The 17,509-nt window shown below is 63.3% G+C and carries 13 protein-coding genes; 3 read left to right on the top strand and 10 right to left on the bottom strand.

Annotated features, from left to right (window positions below; genetic code table 11):
- The first annotated feature begins 24 nt into the window (after positions 1-24).
- Positions 25-1,773 (top strand): allantoate amidohydrolase, encoded by a 1,749-nt coding sequence (locus GJ698_RS04675; RefSeq protein ID WP_154356727.1) that lies wholly within the window; start codon positions 25-27, stop codon positions 1,771-1,773.
- On the opposite strand, the gene GJ698_RS04680 is transcribed toward GJ698_RS04675, so the two are convergent.
- The 9 genes from GJ698_RS04680 to aptA form a co-directional block, all read right to left on the bottom strand.
- The gene (locus tag GJ698_RS04680) at positions 1,763-3,124 is read right to left on the bottom strand and encodes a tetratricopeptide repeat protein (protein WP_154356452.1); all 1,362 of its coding nucleotides are present in this window, start codon (positions 3,122-3,124) and stop codon (positions 1,763-1,765) included. The genes GJ698_RS04675 and GJ698_RS04680 overlap by 11 nt on opposite strands.
- A 32-nt stretch (positions 3,125-3,156) precedes the next feature.
- On the bottom strand, positions 3,157-4,383 hold the full coding sequence (locus GJ698_RS04685) for a Zn-dependent hydrolase (RefSeq protein ID WP_154356453.1): 1,227 nt from the start codon (positions 4,381-4,383) through the stop codon (positions 3,157-3,159).
- Positions 4,384-4,393: 10 nt separating this feature from the next.
- Positions 4,394-5,788: a dihydropyrimidinase gene (gene hydA, locus GJ698_RS04690; protein WP_154356454.1), complete on the bottom strand. Its 1,395-nt coding sequence runs from the start codon at positions 5,786-5,788 to the stop codon at positions 4,394-4,396.
- A gap of 9 nt (positions 5,789-5,797) precedes the next feature.
- Positions 5,798-7,282 (bottom strand): NCS1 family nucleobase:cation symporter-1, encoded by a 1,485-nt coding sequence (locus tag GJ698_RS04695; RefSeq protein WP_371865131.1) that lies wholly within the window; start codon positions 7,280-7,282, stop codon positions 5,798-5,800.
- A gap of 149 nt (positions 7,283-7,431) precedes the next feature.
- Entirely contained in the window at positions 7,432-8,721 is a 1,290-nt protein-coding gene (preA, locus tag GJ698_RS04700; protein ID WP_154356455.1) for an NAD-dependent dihydropyrimidine dehydrogenase subunit PreA, read from the bottom strand.
- Positions 8,721-10,091 (bottom strand): NAD(P)-dependent oxidoreductase, encoded by a 1,371-nt coding sequence (locus GJ698_RS04705; RefSeq protein ID WP_154356456.1) that lies wholly within the window; start codon positions 10,089-10,091, stop codon positions 8,721-8,723. The genes preA and GJ698_RS04705 overlap by 1 nt, the downstream gene beginning before the upstream one ends.
- A 16-nt stretch (positions 10,092-10,107) precedes the next feature.
- A complete protein-coding gene (locus GJ698_RS04710; protein WP_154356457.1) occupies positions 10,108-11,601 on the bottom strand; it encodes a CoA-acylating methylmalonate-semialdehyde dehydrogenase in 1,494 nt (497 codons plus the stop codon).
- Between the two features lie 13 nt (positions 11,602-11,614).
- On the bottom strand, positions 11,615-12,742 hold the full coding sequence (ald, locus tag GJ698_RS04715) for an alanine dehydrogenase (protein WP_154356458.1): 1,128 nt from the start codon (positions 12,740-12,742) through the stop codon (positions 11,615-11,617).
- A 15-nt stretch (positions 12,743-12,757) separates the two neighbouring features.
- Positions 12,758-14,074: an omega-aminotransferase AptA gene (gene aptA, locus GJ698_RS04720; protein ID WP_154356459.1), complete on the bottom strand. Its 1,317-nt coding sequence runs from the start codon at positions 14,072-14,074 to the stop codon at positions 12,758-12,760.
- A gap of 190 nt (positions 14,075-14,264) precedes the next feature.
- On the opposite strand from aptA, the gene GJ698_RS04725 reads away from it, so the two are divergent.
- A complete protein-coding gene (locus GJ698_RS04725; RefSeq protein WP_154356460.1) occupies positions 14,265-15,725 on the top strand; it encodes an aminotransferase-like domain-containing protein in 1,461 nt (486 codons plus the stop codon).
- Positions 15,713-16,372, top strand: a complete 660-nt coding sequence (locus GJ698_RS04730) for a TetR/AcrR family transcriptional regulator (protein ID WP_154356461.1) — start codon at positions 15,713-15,715, stop codon at positions 16,370-16,372. Before GJ698_RS04725 ends, GJ698_RS04730 begins: the two co-directional genes overlap by 13 nt.
- Here the strand turns inward: GJ698_RS04730 and GJ698_RS04735 are convergent.
- A complete protein-coding gene (locus tag GJ698_RS04735) occupies positions 16,332-17,447 on the bottom strand; it encodes a choice-of-anchor A family protein (RefSeq protein ID WP_229259837.1) in 1,116 nt (371 codons plus the stop codon). The two genes, GJ698_RS04730 and GJ698_RS04735, sit on opposite strands and share 41 nt — an antisense overlap.
- Positions 17,448-17,509 lie beyond the last annotated feature (62 nt).

Consider the following 17,509-nt stretch of genomic DNA (forward strand, 5'->3'; position numbering starts at 1 on the left):
CTGAGGCGTTATGATGGAGCCATGATGACCACACTCCCTGAACTGAACAGCTGCGACAGCGCCACCTTCGTCGATCGCCTGCGCGGCATCTACGAGCACTCGCCATGGATACCGGAACGCGCCGCCGCCCAGCGCCCGTTCGCCAGCGTCACCGCGCTGAAGCTGGCCTTGCAGGCCGTGGTCAGCACCGCCACGCTGGATGAACAACTGGGCCTGATCCGCGCCCACCCGGAACTGGCCGGCAAGGCCGCCGTGGCCGGCCAGCTGACGGCGGAATCGACCAGCGAACAGGCCAAGTCCGGACTACACCTGTGCAGCGCCGAGGAATTCGCCACGCTGCACCAGCTGAATGCCGATTACAACGCCAAATTCGGCTTCCCCTTCATCCTCGCCGTCAAAGGCCCGACCGGCCAGGGGCTGACGCGCCAGGCCGTCATCGCCGCCTTCTCGCGCCGTCTGAAAAACCAGCGCGCCGACGAAATCGCCGAATGCCTCCGCCAGATCAAGCGTATCGCCGAAATCCGCCTCAACGACCTGCTGGCCGTACAGCTGGAATTCGGCCCCGCCATCATGCAATGGTCCGAAACACTGGCCGCATGGAGCGACGACCAGGACGGCTTGACCTGCGCCTACATGACGCCCGCCCACCGCCAGACCGCCGCCCAGCTGCTGGACTGGATGCGCGAAGCCGGCATGGACGCGCACATTGACGCCGTCGGCAACGTGGTCGGCGTCTACCGCTCCGCCACGCCGGACGCCAGGACGCTGATGACCGGCTCGCACTACGACACCGTCCGCAATGGCGGCAAGTACGACGGCCGCCTCGGCATCCTGCTGCCGATCGCCATCGTGCGCCATCTGCACCAGCGCGGCGAGCAGCTGCCGTTCAACCTGGAGGTTATCGGCTTTGCGGAAGAAGAAGGCGTGCGCTTCAAGAGCACCTTCCTGGGCAGCACCGCCATCACCGGCCACTTCGACCTGTCGCTGCTGGACCAGACCGACGCCGATGGCGTCAGCATGCGCGATGCGTTGCTGGCCGCAGGCCATGACGTTGCCCGCATTCCCGCCATCGCCCGCAATCCTGCCGACCTGCTGGGTTTTGTGGAAGTCCATATCGAACAAGGGCCGGTGCTGCTGGAACGCGACCTGCCGCTGGGCGTGGTCACCGCGATTGCCGGCAGTTCGCGCTACCTGGTCGACCTTGCCGGCCTGGCCAGCCACGCCGGCACTACGCCCATGACCATGCGCAAGGACGCCGCCGCAGCAGCCGCCGAAATCGTGCTGCTGGTCGAACAGCGCTGCGCGCAGGCGCCATCGCTGGTCGGCACCGTCGGCCAGCTGCAAGTGCCGGGCGGCTCGGTCAACGTGATTCCCGGCGCCTGCAAGCTGTCGCTGGACATCCGCGCCGCCGATGACGCCGTGCGCAAGGCCGCCGTCAAGGATATAGTGGACGGCATCGCCGCCATCTGCGCACGCCGACAGATCGAATGCAGTCTTCAGCAGATCGTCGACGCCTCCGCCGCGCCATGTGCGCCGCGCCTGATGCAGCAGTTCGGCGACACCATCGAACGCGCTAACGTCCCGCGCTTCGACCTGCTGTCAGGCGCCGGCCACGACGCCATGGCGATGGCCGCCGTCACCGACGTCGCCATGCTGTTCACGCGCTGCGGCAACGGCGGCATCAGCCACAATCCGCTGGAGACCATGACGGCCGACGACGCCGACATCGCCGCCCGTGTGCTGCTGGACTTCCTGCGCGCCTTCAAGGCCTGATCGCAACGTCCGCCAGCGCCGCCGCCACCTCGGCGATCACCGGCGTCCAGCCGCCGCCTCGCGGCTGGCGGAACAGGCGCATGGACGGATACCACGGCGTGTCGCCACGCTCCGCCATCCAGCGCCAGTCGCAGCGATAGTCCGGCAGCAGCAGCCAGCAGGGCTTGCCCAGCGCGCCGGCCAGATGCGCCACCGCGGTGTCCACGCTGATCACCAGATCGAGATTGGCGATGACGGCGGCGGTATCGGCAAAATCGCCCAGCCGCGCCGCAATCGGATGCACGAACATTCCCGCCGGCGGCGTCAACGCTTCAGCTTCGCCAGCGCCCTTCTGCAAACTGACGAAATGCGCATCAGCGACGGCGGCGAGCGGCGCCAATGACATCAGCGACGGCAGCGAGCGGTCCGCATCGTTCTCGAAATTCGCATTGCCGCGCCACGCCAGGCCAACGCGCAGCCCTTGCTGCGGCAGCTCGCCGCGCCATTGCTGCACCAGCGCCGGGTCGGCGCGCAGATACGGCACATCCGCCGGAATGGTCGCCATCTCTGTGCCGAACAATCCCGGCAAGTGCATCGGCCGCGTCCAGTAATCCCAACCTCCCGGCAGCGCCTCGCCCAGCGCATGAACATGGTCCACGCCAGGCAGTGTGGCGAACAAGCGCCGCAACGCCGGATGGCACACTACCGCCACCCGCTGGGCGCCGCGCGCCTTGAGCATCGGTGCATAGCGGCAGAAGTGAATCATGTCGCCATGCCCTGCTTCCAGTCCAAGCACGATGGACTTGCCGTTCAGCGGCTCGCCCTCCCAGAACGGACAATCGAAGGACAGCGGAAAATGATCGAACTGCCAGCGCGCATCCAGCATGTACCAGCCTTCTTCAAAGCGCGCCTGCCGCAGCAGCAGATAACTGAGATTGAACTGCGCCCGCGCGTGCCCGGGCTCCAAGGCCAGCGCCTGCCGGTAGCAAGCCTCGCCCTCCGGCTCGCGATGCGTGCATACCAGCAGCGCGCCAAGCTGGCTCCACGCGGTCGGCGAATCCGGCGCCAGCTCCGCCGCCGCCCGCATCGCCGCTTCCGACTCCGCCAGACGCTTTTCCTTGAACAGCAACGCGCCAAGGTTTTGATGCAACTGCGGGTGATCCGGCATCAGCGCAATCGCCTGCCGATAGTGGAACTCCGCCTCCGCCACGGCGCCCTGCTGCTCCTTCAGATAACCGAGATTCGCCCGCGCCGCGACATGCAAGGGCTGCAAGGCCAGCGCTTGCAGATAGCATTCCTCGGCGCCGGCATAATCGCCGGCGGCCAGGAGGTGATTAGCATCGAGATAGGCTTGTTGAGGGTCGGTGTGCATGCGCAGAAGTATGCACGCCGACCGGGTGCCGGTCAAACCACGCGTGCGCGCTCCAGCATGGCGTGCAACAGGACGTTGCAGCCGGCTTCCAGGTGTTCGGCCTTGGCGTCTTCGATTTCGTTGTGGCTGATGCCGTCCTTGCAAGGCACGAAGATCATGCCGGCCGGCGCCAGGCGCGCGGCGTAGATGGCGTCGTGGCCGGCGCCGGAGACCACGTCCATCGTCGAGTAGCCCAACTTGGCGGTGGCGCTGCGCACCGCATCCACGCACTCCGGATGGAACGGGCATGGCGGGTAGTAGGACACGCGCTCGATCGAAATCTTCAAGCCGCTCTCGCTGCGCGTCTTGTCGATAAAGGCCAGCATCTCCTCGTGCATGGTGTTCAGCAGTTCGTCGTTCACGTTGCGCAGGTCGATGCTGAATTTGACTTCGCCGGGAATCACGTTGCGGCTGTTCGGGAACACCTGCACCATGCCGACCGTGCCACGACCGTACGGCGGATAGCGGTTGGCGATGGCGACGACTTCCTGCATGATCCTGGTGGAGACTTGCAGCGCGTCCTTGCGCAGTCCCATCGGCGTTGGCCCGGCGTGGGCCTCCATGCCTGTGACCACGCAGTCGTACCACGACAGGCCCATCACAGCCGGCACCACGCCGATCACCTTGTCGGCGTCTTCCAGCACCGGGCCTTGCTCGATATGCGTTTCGAAGTAGGCGCCGATAGGATGGTCGCCCGGCACTTGCGGGCCCTTGTAGCCGATGCGTTCCAGCTCATCGCCGACGGTTTTGCCATCGACGTCCTTCGCCGCATACGCCGTCTCCAGCGAGAACGCGCCGCAGAATACGCCGGAGCCCATCATCACCGGCACGAAGCGCGAGCCTTCCTCATTGGTCCAGAAGGCGACTTCGATCGGCGCCTCGGTCTTGATCTTCAAGTCGTTCAGCGTGCGTACGACTTCCAGGCCGGCCAGCACGCCGTAGTTGCCATCGAACTTGCCGCCGGTGGGCTGCGTGTCGATATGGCTGCCGGTCATCACCGGCGGCAGCGCATTGTTGGTGCCGTCGCGGCGCATGAAGACGTTGCCGATCTGGTCGATGGTGATCGACATGCCGGCTTCCTTGCCCCAGCCGACCACCAGGTCGCGGCCCTGCTTATCGAGATCGGTCAGCGCCAGGCGCTTAACGCCGCCTTTTTCCGTCGCGCCGATCTTTGCCAGTTCCATCAGCGATGCCCACAGGCGGTCACCATTAATCTTCATTTGCTGCTCCTTAACGCGCCGACGTCGCTTTGAACGCCGGACGATTGATATAGCGGCCAGCGCCTTCCACGGCCATCAGCACGCCGCGATGGAACACGATGTTACCGGCGGACAGCGTGGTGCTTGGAATACCCCGCACGGTGCGGCCTTCGAATACATTGAAACCGCCCTTGGCGAACTGCGTCAAAGCGGAGATGGTGCGCGTGCCTTCCGGATCCCACACCACCACGTCCGCATCCGCGCCCGGCGCGATCACACCCTTGCGCGGATAGATATTGAAAATCTGCGCCGTGTTGGTCGAGGTGACTTTGACGAATTCGGATGGCGTCAGCAAACCGGTATTCACGCCGGCATCCCAGATCACCGACATACGGTCTTCGACACCGCCGCAGCCGTTGGGAATGCGCGTGAAGTCGTCCTTGCCCATCGCCTTCTGCTCGGCGCAGAAGGTGCAGTGATCGGTGGCCGTGGTGTGCAGATTCCCGCCACGCAGGCCTTGCCACAACGCGGCCTGGTGATGCTTGCTGCGGAACGGAGGACTCATCACATGGCCCGCCGCGTACTCCAGGTCGTCGCTCTGATAGACGCTGTCGTCAATCACCAGATGGCCGGCCAGCGCTTCGCCATACACGCGCTGCCCATGCGCCCGGGCGCGGGTGATGGCCTCCAGCGATTCGGCGCACGACACGTGCACGATGTACACCGGCGTATTGAGCACATTGGCGATCGCAATCGCGCGGTTGGCCGCTTCCGCCTCCACTTCCGGAGGACGCGACAGCGGATGCGAACTTGGCCCGGTCAGGCCGCGCTTCAACAGATCCTGCTGCAACTGGTAAACCAGTTCGCCATTCTCCGCATGCACGGTCGGCATCGCGCCCAGTTCCAGGCAGCGACGGAAGCTTTTCACCAGCGTTTCGTCGTCGGCCATGATGGCGTTCTTGTACGCCATGAAGTGTTTGAAGCTGTTGACGCCATGGTCCTTCACCAGCGTGCCCATGTCGCGGTGCACCGTCTCGTCCCACCACGTGATGGCAACGTGGAAGGTGTAGTCTCCGGCCGATTTCTTTGCCCAGTCGCGCCACTGGTTGTAGGCTTCGATCAGGTTCTGCTTCGGCGCCGGAATCACGAAGTCGATGATGGTGGTGGTGCCGCCTGCCAGACCTGCCGCAGTGCCGGTGTAGAAATCATCCTGCGTCACCGTCCCCATAAACGGCAGGTTCATATGCGTATGCGGATCGATCCCGCCCGGCATCACATATTGGCCGCCGGCGTCGATCACCTTGGCGCCGGCAGGGGCTTCAAGGTTATCGCCGACAGCGACGATCTTGTCGCCATCGCACAGCACATCGGCGCGGAAAGCGCGGTCGGCGTTGACGACAGTGCCGCCACGGATGATAGTCTTCATAAGGTCTCCTTACGGGTGAGCCGTCGCCCTCACAGCGGGGACGGTCTTCCCTTTCATCATAACCCCATACACCACGGCCGAGATGGCGATGCCAACAAACCATGCGTAGGTATAAATTGTCTTGAATCCCTCCGACACGCCAGGGAAGGACGTTGGGAATGCGGCATTCAGGAAGCCGGGAATATTCGGCAGCACGCCGATCACGAACGCCACCAGCGCCGCCATGTTCCAGCCCTTTCCATACGAGTACTGGCCATCTTCGCGATACAGTTCGCTCACATTCAGCTCCGTCTTGCGCACCATGTAGTAGTCGACGATCAGGATGCCGGCGATGGGGCCCAGCAGTGCCGAATAGCCGATCAGCCAGGTGAAGATATAGCCCTGCGTCGATTCCAGTATCTTCCACGGCATCATCAGGATGGCGATGGCGGCGGTGATGTAGCCGCCGGTTTTATACGAAATCTGCTGCGGCGCCAGCGACGAGAAATCATACGCCGGTCCGACCAGGTTGGCCGCGAGATTGACCGACACCGTGTCGATCAGCAGGATCACCAGCGCCACCAGCACCGCCGCGCCGGTCATGCGGCTCGACAGATCGACCGGATCCCAGATCGCCTTGCCGTACAGGACCACCGTGGCCGACGTGACGATCACCGCCATCGCTGCCAGCAGGCCCATAGGCACCGGCAGACCGACGGTCTGGCCGATCACCTGGTCGCGCTGCGTTTTGGCGAAGCGGGTAAAGTCGGGAATATTCAGCGCCAGCGTGGCCCAGAAGCCGACCATCGCCGTCAGCGAAGGCCAGAACACGGACCAGAACTGGCCGGCCTTCTTGCCGCCGTCAACGAATTGCGACGGCGCGGACAGCAGATCGCCGAAGCCGCCGGCCTTGCTGTGCACCCAGCCGAGCAGCACGAAGCAGATGAGGATCTTCAGCGGCGCGGTGTAGGTCTCCAGCTTGCGGATCGACTCCATGCCATGCACGATGTAGTAGAACTGGATGGCCCAGAAGGCGAGGAAGCAAAGCAGCTGGCCGCCGTTGATGCCCAGGCCAGCGATCTTGTCGCCGCCGACATCGCCGCCCATCATCACGCCAAGCAGCGTGTAGATCATCGAACCGCCGAACCAGGTTTGGATGCCATACCAGCCGCAAGCGACGATGGCGCGCATCAGCGCCGGCAAGCGCGCGCCGGAGGTGCCGAACGAAGCACGCGCCAGCACAGCATAAGGAATACCGTACTTGGTGCCGGCGTGGCCGATCAGCAGCATCGGCAGCAGCACGATGGCATTGGCGAGGAATACCGTCAGCACCGCCTGGTAACCCGACATGCCGCCTTCGATCAAGCTGGCGGACAGCGTGTACGCCGGGATGCACATCACCATCCCAACCCACAGCGCGGAGAAGTGATACCAGCGCCACGTACGCTGCGCCGCCGTTGTCGGCGCGAGGTCTTCGTTCCAGAGTTGCGTGCTGCCAGAAGATTCAATGCTCACGAGGCGTTCTCCAAAGGGTTGATGTATCCATCCACCACTGCAAGTTTCGTACCTTGACGGATGCTTTCACCCCGCACTTCGCTGAGCCGGGGTCTGACCCCATGCGGGGTCAGACCCCTTACGGACCTGGGGATACGCATGCGCCGCCGTCAGGCCGCTTCCACTGCTTTTTCGGCACGCGGATTGCGCGGATCCTGCGTCCAGTTCATATACGGCTTACCCGTATCCTGCGGCACCATCGTGATGCACCCCTGCACCGGACAGGTGATCTCGCACAGATTACACCCAACACACTCCTCCTTGATCACCTCGTACGTGCGCGCGCCGGACACTTCATCGATGAGCTGCGCAATCGACTGGTGCGACGTATCTTCGCACGCCACATAACAGCGGCCGCACTTGATACAGTCATCCTGATTGATCTGCGCAATCACCTGGTAGTTCATGTTCAGGTATTTCCAGTCGGTGGTATTCGGCACCGCCTTGCCGGAAAACTCGCTGATGCTCTGGTAGCCCTTCTGATCCATCCAGCGCGACAAACCATCCTTCATCTCTTCAACGATGCGGAAACCATGCAGCATCGCCGCCGTACACACCTGCACGCAGCCCGAGCCCAGCGCAATAAACTCCGCCGCATCGCGCCAGTTGCCGATGCCGCCGATGCCCGAAATCGGCAAGCCCGCCGTCTGCGGATCGCGCGCAATCTCCGCCACCATGTTCAGCGCAATCGGCTTCACCGCCGAACCGCAATACCCACCGTGCGTGCTGGCGCCGCCCACGATCGGGAACGCCACCATCTGATCCAGGTCCAGATGCGTAATCGAGTTGATGGTGTTGATCAGCGAGACCGCATCCGCACCGCCAGCCTTGGCCGCCCGCGCAGGCGCGCGCACGTCGGTGATGTTCGGCGTCAGCTTGACGATCACCGGCAGCTTGGTGTTCTGCTTGCACCAGCGCGTGACCATCTCGACATACTCCGGCACCTGCCCCACCGCCGCCCCCATGCCACGCTCCGGCATGCCATGCGGACAGCCGAAATTCAGCTCGATGCCGTCAGCGCCGGTCGCTTCCACCAGCGGCAGAATATCGGCCCACAGGCGCTCCTCGCAAGGCAGCATCAGCGACACGATAATCACGCGATCCGGCCAGTCCTTCTTCACCTGCGTGATCTCTTGCAGATTGATGGCCAGCGAACGGTCCGTAATCAGCTCGATGTTGTTGAAGCCGAGGACTTCGCGATTCTTGCCGTAGTGCGCCGAGTAGCGCGACGACACGTTGACGGCCGCCGGATCTTCACCCAGCGTCTTCCACACCACGCCGCCCCATCCTGCTTCAAATGCGCGCACCACGTTGTAGGCCTTGTCCGTCGGCGGCGCGGAGGCCAGCCAGAACGGATTGATGGATTTGATGCCGCAGAATTCAATGCTCAGGTCAGCCATTATGCAGCCTCCTTCAGTCCGGTGATATCTTGATGAATGGCGTGCGCCGCCAGCTTGCCGTGTTGGACCGCCTGCACGGTCAGATCCTGCCCAGGCGCCACACAGTCGCCGCCGGCGTAGATGCGCGGCAGGACTGTGCGGAACTGATCGTCGACGTGGATTTTGTCACCGTCGCGTTTCAGTGTTGTCGCCAGCGGATCGCTGATACTCGTTTCATCCATGCTCTGGCCGATGGCCTTGAAGATGGCGTCGGCCGCGATCTCGAAGGTTTCACCGGTGCCGGACAGGCGGTCGTTGACCAGCGACGTCTTCTCGAAGCGCATGCCGCGCACGCGGCCGGCGTCGTCGAGCAGCACCTGCTGCGGCTGCGCCCAGGTGCGCATGCGGACTTGATTCTCTTTGGCGATATGCTGTTCGTGCCCGGTGGCGCTCATCGCTTCAAAGCCCCGACGATAGACCAGCGTGACCTCATCCGCGCCAAGGCGCTGGATCTGCACCGCCATGTCGATCGCCGTATTGCCGGCGCCGATGACGATGGCGCGCGACGGCACCGGCAGCTTGCTCAAATCATCCGACTGGCGCAGCTCGGCGATGTAGTCGACGGCAGCCAGCAGGCCTGGCGCATCCTCGCCGGTCAGGCCCATCTGCTTGCTGGCGCCCAGGCCCAGGCCGAGGAACACGGCGTCGTAATTCGTATGCAGATCCTTCAGCTGCACATTTCCGCCCAGCGTCTGGCCATGCTTGATGGTGATGCCGCCGATTTGCAGCAGGAAGTCCACTTCCTTCTGCGCGAAGTTATCGGTCAGCTTGTACCTGGCGATGCCGTATTCATTCAGGCCGCCGGATTTCTCCCTGGCTTCGTAGATCACCACTTCGTTGCCCAGCATCGCCAGGCGATGCGCGCAGGACAGGCCCGCCGGACCTGCGCCCACCACGGCGATCTTCTTGCCGGTGGAGGCAGCGCGTTTGAACGGATGCTCTTCCAGCTTCATGTTGTCGATGGCGTAGCGCTGCAACAGGCCGATTTTCACCGGCTGGCCTTCCGCATCGTGATTGCGCACGCAGGCATCCTCGCACAGGATTTCGGTCGGACACACACGCGAGCAGCTGCCGCCGAAGATGTTCTGCTTGAGGATGCCGACGGCGGCGCCGTTGATATTCTCGTCGTGGATATTGCGGATAAAACTGGCGACGTCGATGTCCGATGGACAGATGCGCGTGCATGGCGCGTCGTAGCAATACAGGCAGCGCGAACTTTCGATGGCAGCCTGGCGCGCGGTCAGCGCTGGCGCCAGGTCGGTGAAGTGTTTCGCCAATGATTCATTGGCTTCTTTCGATGTCGGCAGGTAGCTAATCGATTCGAGAATCATGTTCGTTCCTGGTTGATTATTTCATCTGAGGGAATGCAAATTCCGCGCCAGCGCTTGCGGTATTTGGCCAGCGCTGCATCACCGCTTTATGGCGCGTGTAGAAGCGCACGCCTTCCGGTCCATAAGCATGATGATCGCCAAACAGGCTGCGCTTCCAGCCGCCGAAACTGTTGAACGCCATCGGCACCGGCAGCGGCACATTCACGCCCACCATGCCGACCTGGATCTGCCGCACGAACTCGCGCGCCACGCCGCCATCGCGCGTGTAGATCGCCACGCCGTTGCCGTACTCATTGCGGTTGATCAGTTCCACCGCCGTCCCGACGTCCGGCGCGCGCAGCATGCACAGCACCGGCCCGAAAATCTCTTCCTTGTAGATCGTCATATCCGGCGTCACGTGATCGAACAAGGTGCCACCGATGAAGAAGCCGTTCTCGCGGCCGACCACCTGGTGATTGCGTCCATCGACCACCAGTTTCGCGCCCTGCTCGACGCCCTCACCAATCAAGCGCTCTATACGCTGCTTGGCCGTGCTGGTGACGACCGGCCCCATTTCGGCGTCGGACGCCATACCATCGCGCACTTTCAGTGCGGCGGTGCGCTGTGCCAGTGCATCGACAATCTTGTCGCCCGCATCGCCCACCGCGACAACCACGGAGATCGCCATGCAGCGCTCGCCGGCGGAGCCGAAGGCAGCGCCCATCAGCGCATCCACCGTCATCTCCATGTCCGCATCCGGCATCACCACCATGTGATTCTTGGCGCCGCCCAAGGCTTGCACGCGCTTGCCCGCAGCGCAGCCGCGCGAGTAGATGTACTCCGCAATCGGCGTCGAGCCGACAAAGCTGATCGCCTGCACCACCGGATGATCGAGCAGCGCATCGACCGTGACCTTATCGCCCTGCACCACATTGAAGACGCCATCAGGCAAGCCGGCTTCCTTCAGCAGGCGCGCATGCAGCAGCGACGCCGACGGATCGCGCTCGGAAGGCTTGAGCACAAAGGTGTTACCGCACGCCAGCGCGACCGGAAACATCCACATCGGCACCATCACCGGGAAGTTAAATGGCGTAATGCCTGCCACCACGCCCAGCGCCTGGCGCATCGACCATGCATCGATGCCGCGCGAGATCTGGTCGGTGAATTCGCCTTTCAGCATTTGCGGAATACCGACCGCGAATTCCACCATCTCGATGCCGCGCGCCACTTCGCCTTGCGCATCGGCGAAGGTCTTGCCATGTTCGCGCGTGATCATCGCCGCGAATTCATCCACATGCTGCTGGCACAGTTGCAGGTACTTGAACAGCACCCTTGCGCGCGTCAGCGGCGGCGTGGCGGACCACGATGGAAACGCCTTCTCCGCCGCGCGGACGGCGGCGTCGACTTCCTCCGCCGTGCCCAGCGCAACCTTGGCTACCGGTTCGCCCAGTGCGGGATTGAACACGTCTGCATGGCGGCCGCTTTGCGTTTCGACGGTAACGCCGTTGATGAAATGGGTGATGGTATCCATGATGCTCTTTCAGTTAAAGCGCGGCTTGGCCCAGCAGGCTGTCCGCGTCTACATAGGTATAGCCAAGGGCGTGCGCCACCGCTTCGTAGGTGACCTTGCCCTGGCAGACATTCAAACCATTCTTCAAATGCGGATTGGCTTTCAGCGCTTTCTGCCAACCCTTGTCGGCCAGCGCCACCGCATGGCCTATCGTTGCGTTGTTCAGTGCGAAGGTCGAGGTCCGCGCCACCGCGCCCGGCATGTTCGCCACGCAGTAGTGCACCACGCCGTCGACCACATACGTCGGCTTTTCGTGCGTGGTGGCGTGCGAGGTTTCAAAGCATCCACCCTGGTCGATCGCCACGTCCACCACCACCGCGCCCTGCTTCATGCGGGCGATCATCGCCTTGGTCACCAGCTTGGGCGCCGCCGCGCCGGGCACCAGCACGCCGCCGATCACCAGGTCCGCATCGATCACCGCTTCCTCGATCGAATGCGCGTTGGAATACATGGTGGCGATGCGGTTGCCGTACACCAGGTCCAGCTGGCGCAGGCGGTCGATATTCTTGTCCAATATCGTCACGCGCGCGCCGATGCCCACCGCCATCTGCAAGGCATTGGTGCCGACCACGCCGGCGCCGATGATGGCGATATGTCCCGGTGCCACGCCCGGCACGCCGCCCAGCAGCAGGCCCATGCCGCCCTTGGATTTCTCCAGGTGCGCGGCGCCGGCCTGGATCGACATGCGCCCCGCCACTTCGCTCATCGGCGCCAGCAGCGGCAAGCCGCCGTTTGCGCCGGTGATGGTTTCGTAGGCGATGCATACGGCGCCTGACGCCACCAGCGCCTTGGTCTGCTCCGGGTCCGGCGCCAGGTGCAGATAGGTGTACAGGATCTGCCCCGGACGCAGCATCGCGCATTCCTGCGGCTGCGGTTCCTTCACCTTCACGATCATCTCGGCGCGGGCGAAGATCTCGGCCGCGTCTTCGATAATGGTGGCGCCGGATGCTTCATACATCGCATCCGTCAGGCCGATGGCCGCGCCGGCGTTTTGTTGTACCAGTACTTGATGACCACGCAAAATGAGTTCCTTGACGCTGGCCGGGGTAAGGCCGACGCGGGACTCCTGGTTTTTGATCTCTTTTGGGACGCCTACCAGCATGGTGAGTTCTCCTCGTTAGTCCAGGTTTTTCAGTACTTCCCTCAGCTTTCCAAACAGTTCATCGATGTGTTTTTTCTCCAGCACCAGCGGCGGCGACAAGGCGATGATGTCGCCCGTGGTGCGTATCAGCACGCCGTCTTCAAAGGCCTTCTTGAACGCGGTGAAGGCGCGCGCGCCCGGCTTGCCGGCAATCGGCGCCAGCTCGATGCCGGCGATCAGGCCGATGGTGCGGATGTCGATCACGTGCGGCAGGCCTTTCAGCGAATGCACGGCGTCGGCCCAGTACTCGGCCATGCCGGCCGCGTGTTCGAGGATCTTCTGTTCCTTGAACACTTCCAGCGTCGCCAGCGAAGCGGCGCAGGCCACCGGATGGCCCGAGTAGGTATAGCCGTGGAACAGCTCAATGCCGGCCGGCGCGTCCATGAAGGCGTCGTGGATGTGCTTCTTGCTGAACACCGCGCCCATCGGAATGGTGCCGTTGGTGAGACCCTTGGCGGTGGTCATCATGTCCGGCTCGACGTCGAAGTAGTCACCGGCGAACGGCGTGGTCAGGCGGCCGAAGCCCGTGATCACTTCATCGAAGATCAGCAGGATGCCGTGCTTGGTGCACAGCTCGCGCAGGCGCTTCAGATAGCCCTTCGGCGGTATCAGCACGCCGGTGGAACCGGCCACCGGCTCGACGATCACCGCCGCGATGGTCGAGGCGTCGTGCAGCGCGACGATGCGTTCCAGTTCATCGGCCAGGTTGGCGCCGTGTTCCGGCTCGCCGCGGGTGTAGGCGTTCTTCTCCAGGTTGTGCGTGTGCGGCAGGTGATCGACGCCCGGCAGCATCACGCCATACGGCTTGCGGTTACCGGCGATGCCGCCCACCGAAATGCCGCCGAAGCCGACGCCGTGGTAGCCGCGTTCGCGGCCGATCAATCGGGTGCGGCTGGCTTCACCGCGCGCCTTGTGGTACGCCAGCGCGATCTTCAGCGCGGTGTCCACCGCTTCGGAACCGGAGTTGGTGTAGAACACGTGGCCGTAGCGATGGTTGGTGTATTCCATCAGCTTTTCAGCGAGGTCGAAAGCGGCCGGATGGCCCATCTGGAAGGTCGGCGCGAAGTCCAGCTGGCCGACCATCTCGCGCACGGCGGCGACGATCTTCGGTTGCGCGTGGCCGCATGGCACGCACCACAGGCCGGCGGTGCCGTCCAGGATGCTGCGGCCGTCGACGTCCTTGTAGTACATGCCTTCCGCCGACACCAGCAGGCGCGGGTGCGCCTTGAAGTCGCGGTTGTTCGTGAATGGCATCCAGAAGGATGCCATCGATTCTGGTCGAGACTCGTTCATCACATCTCCTATGAAACAACTGCTTTCGGATTTTTTTGACAGACCGTAAAAAAATTTACCAGTTGGCAAAATGATGATGCAATAATAGACAGCGCAACAACTATGGCACAGATACACAATTCATCAAAACTGTCCAACCGTACAGGCAACAAAAACACTACAGTTTCACTTTCGCTGCGTGGAGTCAAGGATGGAAGAAACAAGTCCTGCGATCGATCAAGCCGGCGGGCCGGGAGGCTGGCCCTGCGTGGCGATCGAGCGCAGACAAAAGGGCAGCCTGGTCGAGCAGATCGTGGCCGCCATCAGCGCCATGGTGGGTCGCCGGGAGTTGCGTGTAGGAACTAAGATGCCTTCCGTGCGGCAATTCGCCAAGTGTAATGGCATCTCCACCTTTACAGTTGTGGAGGCCTACGACCGGCTGGTGACGCTGGGATTATTGTCCTCGCGGCGCGGCTCCGGCTACTTCGTGGCGCGCCAGGATCTGCCGGCCGTGCTGCTGCCGGCCACGCTGCAAGCCACGCCCAACGCCATCGACGCTCTGACCGCCGACCTGTATTCCGGCACCTCGGAAGCGCTGCCGGTGGGCGCCGGCTGGCTGCCGCCGGAATGGTATGGCGAAGACACCATCCTCGACGCCGTGCGCCAGGCCATGCGCATTCCGGCCGCCCGTCTGCGCGGCTACGGCCATCCGCTCGGCTTCCCTACCCTGCGCCAGCAGATGGCCGCCTCGCTCAGCGACGAACTGTTCCCCGTGGAGGCTGAGCAAATCCTGCTGACCCACGGCGCCACCCACGCCTTCGACCTCGTATTGCGCACGCTGACCAAGCCGGGCGACACGGTGTTCGTCGAAGATCCCGGCTACAGCAACCTGCTGTCGCTGATACGCCACCATGGCTGCATCGCGGTCGGCATCCCGCGCGGCGAGCATGGCCTGGATCTGGACGCGCTGGCGCAGCAGGCGGCGCAGATGCAGCCCAAGCTCATGTTCGTCAACACGGTGCTGCAAAACCCGCTGGGCACCTCCTTGAGCGCGGCGCAGGCGCACCGCCTGCTGGCATTGGCCGAGCAGTTCGATTTCTGGCTGGTGGAGGACGATATCTACCGCGAACTGGCGCCGCGCGGCGAAGCCTCGCTGGCGGCGATGGACGGCCTGCGGCGCGTGATCCGCGTCGGCAGCTTTTCCAAGACGCTGTCGCCGGTGCTGCGCGTCGGCTCGATCAGCGCCTCGGCCTCGCTGATTCCCGAACTGCTGCGGGTGAAGATGCTGGCCGGCCTCACCACTTCCGAGATCAACGAGCGCGCCGTCTACCACGCCATCACCGCGCGCCCCTACAAGCGCATGGTGGACAAGCTGGTGACGCAGCTGGACGCCGGCCGCGAACGCGCCATGGCCAGCCTGCGCGAGGTCGGCATGACGCTGCTGGCGCGCCCGCGCGGCGGCATGTTCGTCAGCGCCGGCTGGCACGACGCCCCCACGCCCGACTGGAACGGCAAGACCATCGCCGACCAGGCGCTCAAGCACGGCATCCTGCTGTCGCCGTGCGACTTCTTCATGCTGCGCGCGCCGGAAGCGATCTGGTTCCGCTTCAACGTGGCGTACGCCGACCATCCGCAACTCCTCAACTTCCTGAGACGCATATGCCGACAGTAAAAATCAATCGTCGCCTGCTCAACCGCGACAAGCTGGAAGCCGAGATCACCGCCGAAGCGGTGCGCGTGTTCGCCGAATGCGGCTACGAAGGCACCTCGATCGCCACGGTGGCGGAAAACGCCGGCCTGTCGAAGCAGAACCTGATGTACTACTTCCCCACCAAGCAGTCGCTCTACCAGCGCGTGCTGGACGAAGTGCTGGACGACTGGCTGGCGCGCATGGAAAGCCTGGCGGCGGCGCACGAGGATCCGCGCGAAGTGCTGCGCACCTATGTGCAGGCCAAGCTGAAATTCTCGCGCGAGAATCCGTGGGCCTCGCGCGTGTATGCGATGGAAGTGATCAGCGGCGCGCCGCTGTACGGCGGCCAGATACAGAATCGCGTCGTGCCCCTGGTGCGCAAGGACATCGAGGTGTTCGAACAGTGGATCAGCGAGGGGAAGATGGCGCCGGTGAACGCGACGCACCTGCTGTTTGCGATCTGGGCGATGACCCAGTCCTACGCGGACTTTTCCGCCCAGATGGCACTGGTGCTGAACCGCAAACAGCTGACGAAGAAGGATTTCGACGATGCCGAGAAGGTCATCGTCGACATGGTGCTGGCGGCGATCAGCGTGCCGCAGCCGCTTTCTGGCGGCGACGGCCGATGAAGCCGACGATGCCCAGGCCGGCCAGCAGCATCGCATAGGTTTCCGGTTCCGGCACGGCCGCCGGAATCGCGCCGCTGAAGGCCTGGATGTGGATCTGGCCGTACTCGTTGACGTTCTTGGCATACACGCCGCCTTCGACGTTGGCGCCGTTGATGTTGCTGAAGGTGCCGTCGGCCACCAGCACCTGGCCGCCGAAGGTGCGGCCCACGGTCACGCTCTGCGCGCCGGCGAAGTTCCAGATGAACTTGCTGCCATTGCTTTCCGCGTTCTGGAAGTTGGCGTTCAGGGTCAGGTTCTTGTCATCGGTGTTGAAGATGACGGTGGTGGCGCCGGTCAGGTTGAAATAGAAGTCGGTGATATTCGACGAGAAGATGTTGCCGTCGGTCGCACCGGTCAGGTCGAACACCAGCAGACCGGAGGAATTGGCGGTGCCGGTGAAGGTGACTTTGCTGTGCGTTGCATCGTCGATCGACACGCTGGCGTCTTTCGTGCCTTTCAAGGCCGACAACTGCGTCGACAGGCCGGTCATCACCTGGCCGAAATTGGTCGAGGTGGCAGCCGCCTTGTTGGTCAGCATGGTGCTGGTTTCCGCCGCCAGCGGATTGTTGATGTTGCGGTTGCTGGAGCTGGCGTGGAAGGCGCCATTCTGATTCACGTCGGTAGCCGTGCCATTGACCCAGGTATTGTCGCTGAAGCCGCCACCGGTCGCCGAGCCGCCAATATAGGCGTCGCCTTTGTTGACGATCACCTTGTTGGTGCTGCCGCCAACATACAGGCCGAGCGCATCGACGTGGGCGTCGTTGTTGTTGCCGCTCATGTTGCCCAGCACGGTCACGCCGGCATAATTGGAAGCGGCTACCTGTGCCGGCTTCTGCACGAAGTCCTGCGCAACCGCGTCGCCGCCGACAAAGGTACGGCCCTGCACGTGCGAGGTCGAGGTCAGATCCTTGCTGACCACGAGATTAAACTGTTGCAGCATTTGGGTCGCGGTCAGCGGCGCGGGGGTCGCAGCTTGTACATTAGTAACATACAGGGCGGCCAAGGCCAGGGCGGTCATCGGGAATACGCGTGCCATCACAGAGTTTCCTTAAAAGTAATAACCGGCGGCCGCCGGGGGAAATTGCCAAAATTCAAAAA

The sequence above is a fragment of the Duganella aquatilis genome, from assembly GCF_009674565.1.
GTDB classification, from domain to species: Bacteria; Pseudomonadota; Gammaproteobacteria; order Burkholderiales; family Burkholderiaceae_D; genus Rugamonas; species Rugamonas aquatilis.